General features: G+C 60.7%; 11 protein-coding genes. 8 read left to right on the top strand and 3 right to left on the bottom strand.

The annotated features are described in order from the left end of the window. Positions 1 to 62: 62 nt before the first annotated feature. Positions 63 to 1,097: a rod shape-determining protein gene (locus GTQ55_RS05075; RefSeq protein WP_010132216.1), complete on the bottom strand. Its 1,035-nt coding sequence runs from the start codon at positions 1,095 to 1,097 to the stop codon at positions 63 to 65. A 508-nt stretch (positions 1,098 to 1,605) separates the two neighbouring features. Here GTQ55_RS05075 and gatC point away from each other — a divergent pair. From gatC to GTQ55_RS05045, 6 genes are all read left to right on the top strand, one after another. Continuing rightward, positions 1,606 to 1,893, top strand: coding sequence for an Asp-tRNA(Asn)/Glu-tRNA(Gln) amidotransferase subunit GatC (gene gatC, locus GTQ55_RS05070; protein WP_161857760.1), 288 nt, complete (start codon positions 1,606 to 1,608; stop codon positions 1,891 to 1,893). A 61-nt stretch (positions 1,894 to 1,954) separates the two neighbouring features. After that, positions 1,955 to 3,409, top strand: a complete 1,455-nt coding sequence (gatA, locus tag GTQ55_RS05065; RefSeq protein WP_161857759.1) for an Asp-tRNA(Asn)/Glu-tRNA(Gln) amidotransferase subunit GatA — start codon at positions 1,955 to 1,957, stop codon at positions 3,407 to 3,409. Positions 3,410 to 3,420: 11 nt separating this feature from the next. Then, the gene (gatB, locus tag GTQ55_RS05060; RefSeq protein WP_237567830.1) at positions 3,421 to 4,872 is read left to right on the top strand and encodes an Asp-tRNA(Asn)/Glu-tRNA(Gln) amidotransferase subunit GatB; all 1,452 of its coding nucleotides are present in this window, start codon (positions 3,421 to 3,423) and stop codon (positions 4,870 to 4,872) included. Positions 4,873 to 5,290: 418 nt separating this feature from the next. Further along, on the top strand, positions 5,291 to 5,587 hold the full coding sequence (locus tag GTQ55_RS05055; RefSeq protein ID WP_161857758.1) for a PA4642 family protein: 297 nt from the start codon (positions 5,291 to 5,293) through the stop codon (positions 5,585 to 5,587). 4 nt (positions 5,588 to 5,591) lie between these two features. Then, a complete protein-coding gene (cysZ, locus tag GTQ55_RS05050; RefSeq protein ID WP_161857757.1) occupies positions 5,592 to 6,494 on the top strand; it encodes a sulfate transporter CysZ in 903 nt (300 codons plus the stop codon). A gap of 94 nt (positions 6,495 to 6,588) precedes the next feature. Continuing rightward, the gene (locus tag GTQ55_RS05045) at positions 6,589 to 7,467 is read left to right on the top strand and encodes a PPK2 family polyphosphate kinase (protein WP_161857756.1); all 879 of its coding nucleotides are present in this window, start codon (positions 6,589 to 6,591) and stop codon (positions 7,465 to 7,467) included. A gap of 81 nt (positions 7,468 to 7,548) precedes the next feature. Here the strand turns inward: GTQ55_RS05045 and rhlB are convergent, their stop codons facing one another. Both rhlB and GTQ55_RS05035 read right to left on the bottom strand, forming a co-directional pair. Next, positions 7,549 to 9,099 (bottom strand): ATP-dependent RNA helicase RhlB, encoded by a 1,551-nt coding sequence (rhlB, locus tag GTQ55_RS05040; RefSeq protein WP_161857755.1) that lies wholly within the window; start codon positions 9,097 to 9,099, stop codon positions 7,549 to 7,551. A gap of 171 nt (positions 9,100 to 9,270) precedes the next feature. Further along, complete coding sequence (locus GTQ55_RS05035; protein WP_161857754.1) at positions 9,271 to 9,897, bottom strand: HvfX family Cu-binding RiPP maturation protein; 627 nt, start codon at positions 9,895 to 9,897, stop codon at positions 9,271 to 9,273. Positions 9,898 to 10,016: 119 nt separating this feature from the next. Here GTQ55_RS05035 and GTQ55_RS05030 point away from each other — a divergent pair, with 119 nt between their 5' ends. Further along, positions 10,017 to 11,369, top strand: a complete 1,353-nt coding sequence (locus GTQ55_RS05030) for an MATE family efflux transporter (protein WP_161857753.1) — start codon at positions 10,017 to 10,019, stop codon at positions 11,367 to 11,369. A gap of 109 nt (positions 11,370 to 11,478) precedes the next feature. Beyond that, complete coding sequence (locus tag GTQ55_RS05025) at positions 11,479 to 13,011, top strand: succinylglutamate desuccinylase/aspartoacylase family protein (protein WP_161857752.1); 1,533 nt, start codon at positions 11,479 to 11,481, stop codon at positions 13,009 to 13,011. Positions 13,012 to 13,014: the final 3 nt, after the last annotated feature.

Here is a 13,014-nt window from a genome sequence, read left to right as displayed (position 1 = left end):
CACCGCCGCAGACCAGGCGAGGCCCCAGCCAGTTGGAGGCCGGGGCCAGCTGCCAACCAGTCTCAGCTGGAGACCAGATACAGGCGGCTCTTGTCCATCATATCCAGCGCCTGGCCACCACCGCGGGCAACACAGGTCAGCGGGTCGTCGGCAACGATAACCGGCAGGCCGGACTCTTCCATCAGCAGGCGATCCAGGTCGCGCAGCAGTGCGCCACCACCGGTCAGAACCATACCGCGCTCGGCGATATCGGATGCCAGCTCGGGGGGAGACTGCTCCAGCGCGCTCTTCACCGCCTGCACGATACCGGTCAGCGGTTCCTGCAGCGCTTCCAGGATTTCGTCACTGTTCAGGGTGAAGCTGCGCGGCACCCCTTCTGCCAGATTGCGGCCGCGCACATCGATCTCGCGTACTTCGCTGCCGGCATAGGCGCAGCCGATCTCTTCCTTGATACGCTCCGCGGTGGCGTCACCAATGACACTGCCGTAGTTGCGACGCACATAGTTGACGATGGCCTCGTCAAAGCGGTCGCCGCCGATGCGCACGGAATCGGAGTAAACCACGCCGTTCAGGGAGATGATCGCGATCTCGGTGGTACCGCCGCCGATATCCACCACCATGGAGCCGCTGGCTTCTTCCACCTTCAGTCCGGCACCGATGGCCGCAGCCATCGGCTCTTCGATCAGCCACACCTCACGGGCACCGGCGCCCAGGGCGGATTCGCGAATCGCCCGGCGCTCTACCTCGGTGGACTGGCAGGGCACACACACCAGAACCCGTGGGCTCGGGCGCATCCAGCTGTTTTCATGCACTTTCTTGATGAAGTGCTGCAACATCTTCTCGGTAACCTGAAAATCGGCAATCACTCCGTCCTTCAGCGGACGGATGGCGGTGATGTTACCCGGCGTACGGCCCAGCATCCGCTTGGCCTCGACGCCAACCGCTTCGACGATCTTGGTGCCGTTGTAATGGCGAATGGCGACAACAGAGGGTTCATCGAGGACTACGCCGCGATCGCGCACGTAGATCAGCGTATTGGCTGTACCCAGGTCGATGGAGAGATCACTGGAGAACATGCCCCGCAAACGTTTAAACATGGAATTCGGTTACCTTAATCTGAAATACAACACCTGAGGCAGAATCAGGGCAGGTGCCGCAGAGCGCCAATCACAGCCCGATAGCGCCCCCGGCGGGGAAAGCGTTACAGGGTAGTTAGTCCGCGCAAATAATTCTGTGTTCCGGACATCGTTTTTGCCCGGTCTCTGTCAAATAAGCCACAGGCTTTGGTGCCCTGGCCAGAATCGGCAAACTCTAACAACGGCGGGGGTTGAGGGCAAGGCTGAATAATAACCATCTCGAAATTCCCCCATTCCAGGCCCACGGACAGCCCGAATTGGCAGCCGCAGGAGGGTCGATACCACATTATTCAGCCCCAGGCGTTTTATTCGAGCCCCGCGGCCGCCAGAGCAATCCCCCTTTTACCCAATCGATCTTGGGAGATTCCCCCGCATATATGGTAAATTTGCGCTCCTTCTATTCCGTCCGGGCCCCACACACCGGGCCTGACCGCAAATTAGCCAATGAGAAGCTGGAGTCTCCATCCCCATGGCCGTGGACGCGCAAACCGTTGAAAAGCTGGCCGAACTGGCCCGCATCGCCATTTCCGAAGAAACCATAGACGAAGTCAGCACCCGACTGGGCGACGTACTGCAGCTGGTGGACCAGCTGCAGGCGGTCAATACCGACGGCGTCGAGCCCATGGCGCACCCCCTGGACGAAGTACAGGTGCTGCGCAAGGACGAAGTCACCGAGCCAAATCGCCGCGAAGAGTTCCTCGCCCTGGCACCCCAGACCGAAGCGGGCCTCTATCTGGTCCCCAAGGTCATCGATTGAGTCCACCTGGCCCCGCCAGCCAATCGGGCTACCAAAGAATAGACAAGAAACCGGATTTCCAATGCATCAGTTGACCATCGCCGAGATCGTCCGCGGCCTGCGCGACAGACAGTTCTCCAGCGTCGAGATCACCAGCCACCTGCTCGAGCGCATCCAGCAGCTGGATGGCCAGTACAACAGTTTTATCACCGTCACCGGCGACCAGGCCCTCAAAGAAGCCGCCGCTGCCGACGCCCGCCTTGCCGAAGGCAATGCCCACGCCCTCTGCGGCGTACCCATTGCCCACAAGGACATCTTTTGCACCAACGGCGTGCGCACCAGTTGTGGCTCGAAAATGCTCGACAACTTCGTGCCACCCTATGACGCCACGGTTGTAGACAACTTCCAGCAGGCCGGCGCTGTCAGCCTCGGCAAAACCAATATGGACGAGTTCGCCATGGGCTCTTCCAATGAATCCAGCTTCTACGGCCCGGTGAAAAACCCGTGGGATGTGCAGCGTGTGCCCGGCGGCTCCTCCGGCGGCTCCGCGGCAGCGGTTGCAGCACGGCTCGTGCCCGGCACCACCGCCAGCGACACCGGCGGCTCTATCCGCCAGCCCGCCGCGCTTACCGGCACTACGGGCCTCAAGCCCACTTATGGCCGGGTATCCCGCTGGGGCATGATCGCCTTCGCCTCCAGCCTGGATCAGGGCGGGCCGATCACCCGCACCGCAGAAGACGCAGCACTGATGCTGTCTGTGATGGCGAGCAGTGACAAAAAAGACTCCACCTGCCTGGACCGACCGGCACAGGACTACACCGCCAACCTGAATGACAGCATTCAGGGCCTTAAAATCGGCGTGCCCAAGGAGTACTTCGGCGAAGGTCTCGACAGTGAAATCGGCGCGCGTGTACAGGAAGCCCTGAAGGAATACGAAAAGCTCGGCGCAGAACTTGTGGAAATCAGTCTGCCCCACACCCACCTGGCGGTACCGGCTTACTATGTGATCGCCCCGGCCGAGGCATCGGCGAACCTGTCCCGTTTCGATGGCGTGCGCTATGGCTACCGCTGCGAAAACCCGGCGGACCTGCGTGATCTCTACATGCGCTCCCGCGGTGAAGGTTTCGGTGAGGAAGTAAAACGCCGCATCCTCGTCGGCAGTTACGCGCTCTCCGCCGGTTACTACGATGCCTACTACAACAAGGCTCAGCAGGTGCGTCGCCTGATCAAGCAGGATTTTGTCGATGCGTTCAGCAAAGTTGACGTGATCATGGGCCCCACTGCACCGAACCCCGCGTTCAAGCTCGGCGAGAAAAATGCCGATCCGGTAGCCATGTACCTGGAAGACATCTACACCATCGCCACCAACCTGGCGGGCCTGCCGGGCATGTCGCTGCCCTGTGGCTTTGCCCACAACCTGCCCGTGGGCCTGCAGATCACCGGCAACTACCTGGACGAAGCGCGCATGCTCAATGTGGCGCACCAGTTCCAGCAGGCCAGTGACTGGCACCAGAAATCCGCCCCGACAGCAGAATAAGGAGACGCGACGTGGAATGGGAAGTCGTCATCGGGTTGGAAGTGCACGTGCAACTGGCCACCCAATCAAAAATTTTCTCCGGCGCCAGCACCGCGTTTGGTGCCGAGCCCAACACCCAGGCCTGCGCGGTAGACCTGGCCATGCCGGGCACCTTGCCGGTACCCAATGAAGAGGCGTTCCGCTTTGCGGTGATGTTCGGCCTCGCCATGAATGCGGAAATTGGCAAGCGCTCCGTGTTCGAGCGCAAGAATTACTTCTATCCGGATCTGCCCAAGGGCTACCAGACCACTCAGCTGGAAAAGCCGATCGTGGGTGCGGGCCAGATCGAGATCCATCTGGAAGATGGCAGCAGCAAGGCCGTGCGCCTGCACCACGCACACCTGGAAGAGGATGCCGGCAAATCACTCCATGAAGACTTCCACGGCATGTCCGGCATCGACCTAAACCGCGCCGGCACGCCACTGATCGAGATCGTGTCCGAGCCGGATATGCGCAGCGCCGCGGAAGCGGTGGCCTACCTGAAAAAGATTCACAGTATTGTGACTTACCTCGGCATCTCCGACGGGGATATGTCCCAGGGCTCCCTGCGCTGTGACGCCAACGTGTCCGTGCGGCTCAAGGGCGAAGACGAGCTGGGCACCCGTGCGGAAATCAAGAATCTGAACTCCTTCCGGTTTATCGAAAAGGCGATCAAGGTCGAGGCCCAGCGCCAGATCGACCTGATCGAGGACGGCGGCAAGGTAGTGCAGGAAACCCGGCTGTACGATTCCGATAAAAACGAGACACGCTCCATGCGCAGCAAGGAAGTGGCGAATGATTACCGCTACTTCCCGTGCCCGGACCTGCTCCCGGTTGTACTTACCGATGACTATGTGGAACTGATTCGCCGTGATCTGCCGGAGCTGCCAGATGCGAAATGTGCTCGGTTTGAAAAAGATTACGGTCTGTCGGCCTACGATGCAGACCAGCTGACCCAGGAGCGCGCCACCGCGGATTATTTCGAGCAGGTGGCGGCCAAATCCGGCGAGCCCAAGCTGGCCGCCAACTGGGTGATGGGTGAGCTCGCGGCACTACTCAACCGGGAGGAAAAAGCCATCGCGGACTCTCCGGTTTCAGCGGAGCATCTTGCGGGCCTGATTGCGCGCATCAAGGACAACACCATTTCCAGCAAGATCGCCAAGCAGGTGTTTGAGTCGATGGCCAACGGCGAAGGAGATGCGGATGCGGTGATCGAGGCCAAGGGCCTGAAGCAGGTTACGGATACCGGCGCCATCGAGAAGATGGTGGACGATGTGATCGCGGCCTCTTCTGCGCAGGTAGATAACTACCGCAACGCAGATCCGGACAAGCGCCCCAAAATGATGGGCTTCTTTGTTGGCCAGATCATGAAGGCGTCCAAAGGACAGGCGAACCCGCAGATGATCAACAAGATCCTGAAAGAGAAACTGGACGCGCTTTTATAAGCACATCCGCGTTACCGGGCCCGCCTGAAAGCAGGCCCGGTGGCGGCCAAGCACCGGGTGAGACTTTTCGAAACCGCTGTGAATACATCCCTGTACGCTGCGTCGGCGACGTCCCTGTCGCCGACGCTTTCGAAAAGTCTCCCCCGGCACTTGGCCTTAGATTTGAACGATTGCGCTTCGTAGCAATATCGATGATTGATTTTTCGGAAGCACCAGACCTCGATGCGAAGGTGGTGCGGCCGGGGCTTGTTTGCGAAACCTTCCGCGAGAGGGACCTCGCGGAAGAGCCCCCAGGGATGGGTTCACGGCGTGTTTCGCAAACAAGCCCCGGCCGCACCACCGCTAACAGGCACCCCGGTACCGGGCTGACCTCAAAACGAACACTAAAGTACGATCAGAGCACGAAAGGAATTAACAAGTGAGCCTGAAAAAAGACAAGCAAAAAGTCCTCGGTGAAGTATTCGACGACGAGCGAATCGCCGGGTTTCTGGTAGGTGAGCCACCGGAAGGGTTCAATCGGGATTTTTATCTGCTGGAGCGGGCCTATCGCGGCATGAAGGCAGAGAACTTCGAGACTTTCGTGCGCCTGTTCAAGGAGCAGGGACTGGACCTGAATAGCCAGAGCCCGGAGGGACAGACACTGCTGGCGCGCATCAGCGAGCACCAGCAGAGCGCCGAATACGCCAATATTCTCAAGGCTTCAGGAGCGGAATAACATCATGACCTCCAACCCGGCACATGGCGTACACGCACTGATCCGGGGGGCGCAGCTGCTTACCCGGAAAGAGCTGCGCCCGTTCATCATCATGCCACTGCTCATCAACCTGGTGCTGTTTATCGCACTGGGCGCGCTGATGGTCAGCCAGTTCGACGACCTCGGCCGCTATATCGGCAGCCTGCTTTCCGACACCCCAGTCGACACGTCCAACATGTCCTGGTGGCGTGCGATTCTCGCCAAGGGCGCTGACTGGGCGGCGAGCGTCTTTCAGTGGCTGGCATGGCTGATCGCCATCGTCGTGGTGCTGCTGTTCTTCTTTGTGTATGGCTACCTGTTCGGCATTATCACCAACATCATTGCCGCGCCGTTTAACGGCTTCCTCGCGGAAAAAGTCGAGGAACTTCTCACCGGCCATCCCCCGCCCCCGGAGGCACTGCACAGCATGGTATTCCGCACCCTCGGACGGGAGCTGCGCAAACTTATGTACTTTATCGGCTGGGGCATCGTGATCTTCGTCATCGCCCTGCTCACCAGCTGGACCGTCTTTATTCCCGCCATTCTCGGTGCCCTGTGGGGCGCCTGGTGCATGGCGATTCAGTACGTGGATTACCCGCTGGACAACCACCAGCGTTCCTTTTCCGAGCTGAAAAGCGTGCTGATGCGCAAGAAATTCACCACCCTCGGCTTTGGTGGCGCAGTGATGCTGGCCAAGATGGTGCCGATACTGAATATTTTTGTGATGCCAGCCGCTGTAGCCGGAGGAACGGCCTTGTGGGTCGAACGAATCTGGGCCGAAGGCGATCCTGGCAAGGGACCGAATGGCGCCGACCTACCCGCCACTTCAACACAGGCCATCACTACCGAGAAGAAATACCCCAAAGGGATCGACGGCCCCCGAAAATAACGCCAGCAACCGATCGCCCGGCTGAGAGCCTCACCGCCCCGCCGCACTTGTCTAACATTACATGGAAGCAAGAGCAGCGGAGCGCATGGCGTAGATGAACATTGACTGGAAGGCAATCCGATTCGATGGCAAGGAGGAATACCGACAGGGAAAGTCTCCCACCTGGATAGATCCCCTGTATACGGACAAAAAAGATTACCAGAAAAAGATTCGCAAATTACGCAGCGACATCGATGTGCGCCAACAGGTCATGTACGCCCACAATCGCTATAGCCTGCTGACCATTTTCCAGGCCCTCGATGCCGCGGGTAAGGACGGCACCATCCGAGCCGTTTTCAATGGCGTCAATCCACACGGCGTGGAGATCACTTCCTTCAAACACCCCACCAGTGCCGAGCTGGAGCACAACTTCCTCTGGCGTACATCCATCGTCATGCCCAAGCGGGGCAATATCGGCGTTTTCAATCGCTCTTACTACGAAGAAGTGCTCGTGTGCCGCGTGCACCCGGAACTGATTACCGAATACCAGAAAATACCCGGAGAGCACACGCGTGACCTGGACGCACTATTTGCCAGCCGGTTTGAAGCCATCCGCGCGCTCGAGCGCTATTCCGCGGACAACGGCACCGTCACCCTGAAGTTTTTCCTCAACCTTTCCCGCACAGAGCAGCGCAACCGCTTTCTGTCTCGCATTGATGAGCCCGACAAGAACTGGAAGTTTTCCGAGGCGGACCTGAAGGAGCGCGGCTTCTGGGACGATTATCAGCGTGCGTTTGAGGACATGATCAACGAGACAGCCACTCCACACGCGCCATGGTTCGTAGTGCCCGCAGATGACAAGAAAAACATGCGCCTGATTGTGGCAAGCGCCGTACTCCAGGCGCTGGACGAAATGAAGATGTGTTACCCCACTGTCTCCAAGGCGCGTCGCAAGGAGCTCAGGGAATATCGCAAACAACTGCTCAAGGACTGATACAAGCCCTGTTAGCTGACGTTAGCGTGGGGAGGTTGCCCGGGACCAGGTTCGTCCCGGGCAGTAAAATAAAGAAAGGAATTAGCGGCGTGGGCGTCCACCGCCACGGCGTCCGCCGCGGCCGCCATCACGATTGCCACCACGATCATTGCGATCGCCGCCACTGCTACGCTTCACATGCACCTTGGGTGGCTCGACCAGCAGCTCTTCCGGCGGCACTTCACAGGTCAGTTTGCTGCCCAGCAACTTCTCGATAGGCTCGAGGCGCATGGCATCGTCTTCACAGGCAAAGCTGATGGAAGTACCGCTCTTGCCCGCGCGCCCGGTGCGGCCGATACGGTGTACATAATCCTCTGGCTCTTCCGGCAGGGTGTAATTCACCACGTGGCTGATGCCGTCGATGTGAATACCGCGACCGGCCACATCCGTGGCCACCAGCACCTTGGATTTACCCGTCTTGAAATCTTCCAGGGTGCGCACACGTTTGTTCTGTGCCACTTCACCAGACAGCAGCCCCGCGGCAATACCGTGGGCCACCAGGTTTTCGTGCAGGCGGCGACACTGGTCGCGGCGGTTGGCAAACACGATCAGGCTTTCCACCTCATCTTTCTGCACAATATTGAACAGCAGCGGGTACTTCTCGTCACCGGATACCAGGTACACATGCTGGGTGACCGTATCGGTAGCGACATGCTCCGGCTCGATTTCGACGATCACCGGCTCCGAGGTCCACTGCTCCACCAGATCGTCAACTTCCGGGGTGAAAGTGGCGGAGAAGAACATGGTCTGGCGGTGGGTCTTGCGGGGAGTCTGGCGCACGATGCGGCGCACATCGGGGATAAAGCCCATGTCCAGCATGCGGTCGGCTTCGTCGATCACCAGGATCTCGGTCTGGTCGAGGAAGCAGTCGCGCTTGCTGACGAAATCCAGCAGGCGGCCGGGGGTGGCCACCAGAATATCCACCAGACGTTCGTTCAATGCCTTCTGCTGTTTCTGGTAGTCCATGCCGCCGACCAGCGTATGGATTTCCAGATCCGTGTATTTGCACAGGCCCTTGGCGTCGTCAGCGATCTGCATCACCAGCTCGCGGGTGGGCGCGATAATCAGCGCACGCGCTTCACCCGCATAGCGCTCGCCTTCAAACGGGTGCTTGAGCAGGTCGTCGATTACCGTAATCAGGAAGGCGGCCGTCTTGCCGGTCCCCGTCTGGGCCTTGCCCACCATGTCGTGACCGTTGAGGGTATGGGGAAGAGACTGGCCCTGGATGGGCGAGCAATACTGGAAACCGAGGTCGGCGATGGCGTGCATCAGCGGCAGCGGCAGGTCCAGGTCGTGAAACCGTACCTTGCCCTCTTCCTCAGGAACCTGGAACTCGTCGAGAGTCCAGGGCTTCTGCGGCGCTTTCTTCGGCGCGCTGCGCCCGCGGCCACCATCGTCGCCCTTGCCGCCACCCTTGCCGCCGCTGCCACGGCGACGATTGCGCGAGCGCTCGCTGCCAGCTTCGGCCTCTTTGCCTGAAGCACCGGAACGCGGGTTTGCGGGGCCCTTATCAGGCCGTGAAGAGGCGGCTTTCTCGCCTCCGGCAGTGGATTCAGATTTATCAGACGACCGACGGAAAAACTTACCTATCAAAGGATTGCTCGCTCAATTGTTCCGGGGCCCGTGGTGGTGATCCGTTCGCCGTGATCCAACCTGCTCAGACCCCGGTACCACCGCCCTGGCGGTGGTAACGGGTTAAATAATCGGCGAGTATATCATTTATATGCGAAACGCGAGCCTCGAGCGCACACCCTACCCCCCGCTTCACTCCGCGAGCAGCCCCCGGCGGCGGGCAATCCAGTAATCCAGGCTCACATACCGGCCGCCTCCCGTGCACAGGAGCGCCAGAACCATCACGAAGTAAGTGGCCGCAAACTCGATCCCGTTCTTGAGTACGGTAAAGCTGCCCGCTTCCGTCAGCCAGTTGTAATTGCCGTGGGCCTTGAGCAGTTCCACCGCCCTCTCCCTGCGCACCACCGCCTCCTCGATCAGGTCCTCCCGCCACTCCCAGGGCATAGTGAGTGTTTGCTCCGGCAGCGCATGCCAGCCGTACTGCCAGTGCGCGGTCACGGCTGCCACGGCCATGACAACCATCAGCGGAATGGCGGCAAGCCGCACCCCCAGGCCCAGCAACAGCGCAATACCCCCGAGATACTCTGTCAACGCCGCCAGCCACGCCATCAGCACTGGCGCGGGCAGGCCCAGCCCCCAGTCCGGGTTACCGAACCAGGCAGCCACGTCGTTAATACCGGTAAGCTTGTTCCATCCGGCGAGAATGAAAATGGGACCGACAAACAAGCGCAGCGCCAGCGGCCCCAACCCATCCAGTGGCCGCAGCAAGTGCAGAAAACAGCCATAAAGACGATTGAACCCACTGACGCCGCCATCCATAATTCGCTCCCGATTTTTCCGGCATGCCCTTTTGGACTGGTCGGTTTCCTCGCGAGATTCTTACAATGCACTCGCCCCAGCCCGGGCCCCGAACAGTTTAGCCACTCTGTACCCACTCCATGCCAAGACTCTACAAACGCGCCACGGCCACAGAGCTGCGCCACCTCACCAATCTGGGAGGCCCCCTGGTGGTGAGCAACCTTGCAGTGGTCAGCATGGGGGTTACCGACACCATCGTCGCCGGTCAGTCCGGCGAGGTGAACCTGGCCGGGCTGGCGCTGGGCTCGAGCATCTGGGCGGTATGCGCAGTCACCCTGATCGGTATGCTGGCTGCGGTGTCCCCCGTGGTAGCCAACCTGCGCGGACGGCGCGACGAACACGGCTGCGCCCGGCAGATGAGCCAGTCCGTATGGATCGCCCTGGTCGGCGGGCTGCTGGTGGCGCTCGGCCTGCTGGCGGCCCCCCTGTGGAGCCAGTGGGTACAGACGGAAGAACCGGTGCGCCAGGTCATGGTGAAATACCTGCTGGCACTGGCTACCGGCACCCTGCCATTTGCCTTCGGCAGCGCCCTGCGCGGTTACTGTGAGGGGATGGGGCAGGTGCGACCGGTGATGCGGATCTATCTCGCCGCAGCAGCGCTGAATATCCCACTGGACATCCTGCTGGTGTTCGGCTGGGGGCCGATCCCCGCCATGGGCGGCGCGGGCTGTGGCTGGGCCACCAGCCTGGTGTGCTGGTGCATCGCCATCGCCCTCTACTGGCACGCGGGGCAGGCCCCCGCGTATCGCGCTCTCGACCTGAAGCTGCTGCCACCTCGCCCCCACTGGCCAACACTGAAGCACCTGCTGGCGGTGGGTATGCCGATCTGTATCGGCGCGGCCAGTGAAGTCACTTTCTTCGCCAGCCTTACCCTGCTGCTGGCGTCCTACGGTGCCACCATCGTCGCCGCCCACCAGATCGGCCTCAGTATCGGCTCTACTTTCTACCTCGTCGCGCTGGCACTCGCCCAGGCGGTCAGTATCCGCACAGCACAGGTACTGGGCCAGGGTCGCCCCAGGCGAGCCCGCTTTGTGAGTATTGTCGGCGTTGGCAGCGGGCTGGTGTATGCGCTGGTGACCGGGGTGATATTGGTCGGCCTGCGCAATGTGCTGGTGCTCGCTTACACCGACAACGCCGACATCATTGCGGTAGCCAGCAACCTGCTGCTGCTTGCTGCCGCCTTCCAGCTGGTGGACGTCACCCAGGCCATGGCCTGGGGCGCACTGCGCGGCTACAAAGACACCCGCGTGCCCATGTACATACAGCTGTTCTCCTATTGGCTGGTGGGCCTGTCCGCGGCCTACTGGCTCGGCGAGCAGTACTGGGGTGTATACGGCTACTGGACCGGCATCTGTGTCGGCCTGGGTGCGGCGGCGGTGCTGCTACTGTTGAGACTGAGACGCACCAGTGCGCGCGCACTTATCGGCGCCTGATCGGCAGTTTCGCCAATTGCCGCGCAACTTGCGGGGAACCGATTGGCTATACTCGCGATCTCAGCAACCTGACACCAGATTCCCCCGAGTTTCCGCAATGGAGTTTTTCATGCGTCGCTGCTCTCTGAGCTTTTTCCTAGTACTAGTTACCCTCGCCTGTTACACCGCAAACCTTGTAGCGGAAGAATCCGGCGAACAAGGCGAGCCGGTGGAGTCCGCCGCGACGCTGGCCACAGGCACGTCCCCCGCGCAACAATCGGAAACGCCGGCACAGGAGCCTGAGCCTCCCACAGAACCCGACAGCACAAGCCGACCCGCCACTGGAGCCAATGCGGGCGCATCCGATAAACCGGAAAAACCGATGCCGAAGGCAAAAAGCATCGAACTCGACAAGCCGGTCAGCGAAATCGAGCTGGCGACGCCACCGAAAGCAGACACAGCAGACAGCAGTGCTGCCGAAGCCGCTGCACCGACGGAGCCCCCGGCCGCGGCTGCGCCAGAGCCCGAGACTGCAGAGGGGAAAGCACTGCAATTACTCGGCGCGGAAGTCCCCCCCGCTACGTCAACGCGCCTGGCCTGGTCACCCAGCCAGCACTTTGAAGGGGTCTACAGCGCCACCCCGGTACTGGTGGTCAACGGTGCAGAAACGGGTCCGACCCTGTGCCTCACCGCCGCCATCCACGGTGACGAACTGAACGGGATCGAGACGGTACGCCGGGTGATGTACAACCTGAACCCGAAAACCCTGAAGGGCGCCGTGATCGGTGTGCCCATCGTCAATATGCAGGGCTTTCACCGCGGCTCCCGCTACCTGACCGACCGCCGCGACCTCAACCGGCATTTTCCCGGAGATACCAACGGCTCATCCGCGTCGCGTATCGCGCGCTCGTTTTTTGACGAGGTAGTAACCAACTGCAACGCGATTGTCGACCTGCACACCGGCTCCTTTTATCGCACCAACCTGCCGCAGCTGCGCGGCGACCTGAAAAACCCCAAGGTGGTAAAACTCACCAAGGGTTTTGGCTCCACGGTGGTGCTGCACAGTGACGGCGCCAAGGGCACGTTGCGCCGTGCCGCCGTGGAAGCGGGTATCCCCACGGTTACCCTCGAAGCCGGCGCACCCATGGTGCTGGACGAGCTATCGGTGAGCCACAGCGTAAAAGGTATTCGCACTCTGCTGAACCAGCTGGGCATGGTGAATAAATTCCGCCTGTGGGGCGACCCCGAGCCGGTGTACTACACGTCCACCTGGCAGCGCGCCACCACTGGCGGAATCATTTTCAGCAAGGTGCAACTGGGTGAGTTTGTTAGCAAGGGTGACCTGCTGGGCACGGTCACCAATCCAATCACCAATGTGCGCAAGGAAATCCGCTCCCAGCACAACGGCCGTATCCTTGGCATGGCGATGAACCAGGTGGTGCAACCCGGCTTTGCCGCCTACCACATCGGCATCCAGGCACCGCAGGAGCAGATACCGGCACCGGAAGAAGTGACGGCCGAAGACGAGCCGGCGCCGCTGGATCAGAACGCGGAAACCGGCTCGGAAGAGCAGCGGGAGGCAAGCGCCGGAGAGCCATCGGCGCCGACTGCAGAGGAAAGCACCCCCACTGTGGATCGCGAAGAGGAGAGAGAAGAAGACTAGCTG

This window comes from Microbulbifer hydrolyticus, assembly GCF_009931115.1.
In the GTDB taxonomy this organism is placed as follows: Bacteria; Pseudomonadota; Gammaproteobacteria; order Pseudomonadales; family Cellvibrionaceae; genus Microbulbifer; species Microbulbifer hydrolyticus.
The sequence above is the reverse complement of the archived record's forward strand: the minus strand, read 5'-3'. Positions and strand labels throughout refer to the sequence as shown.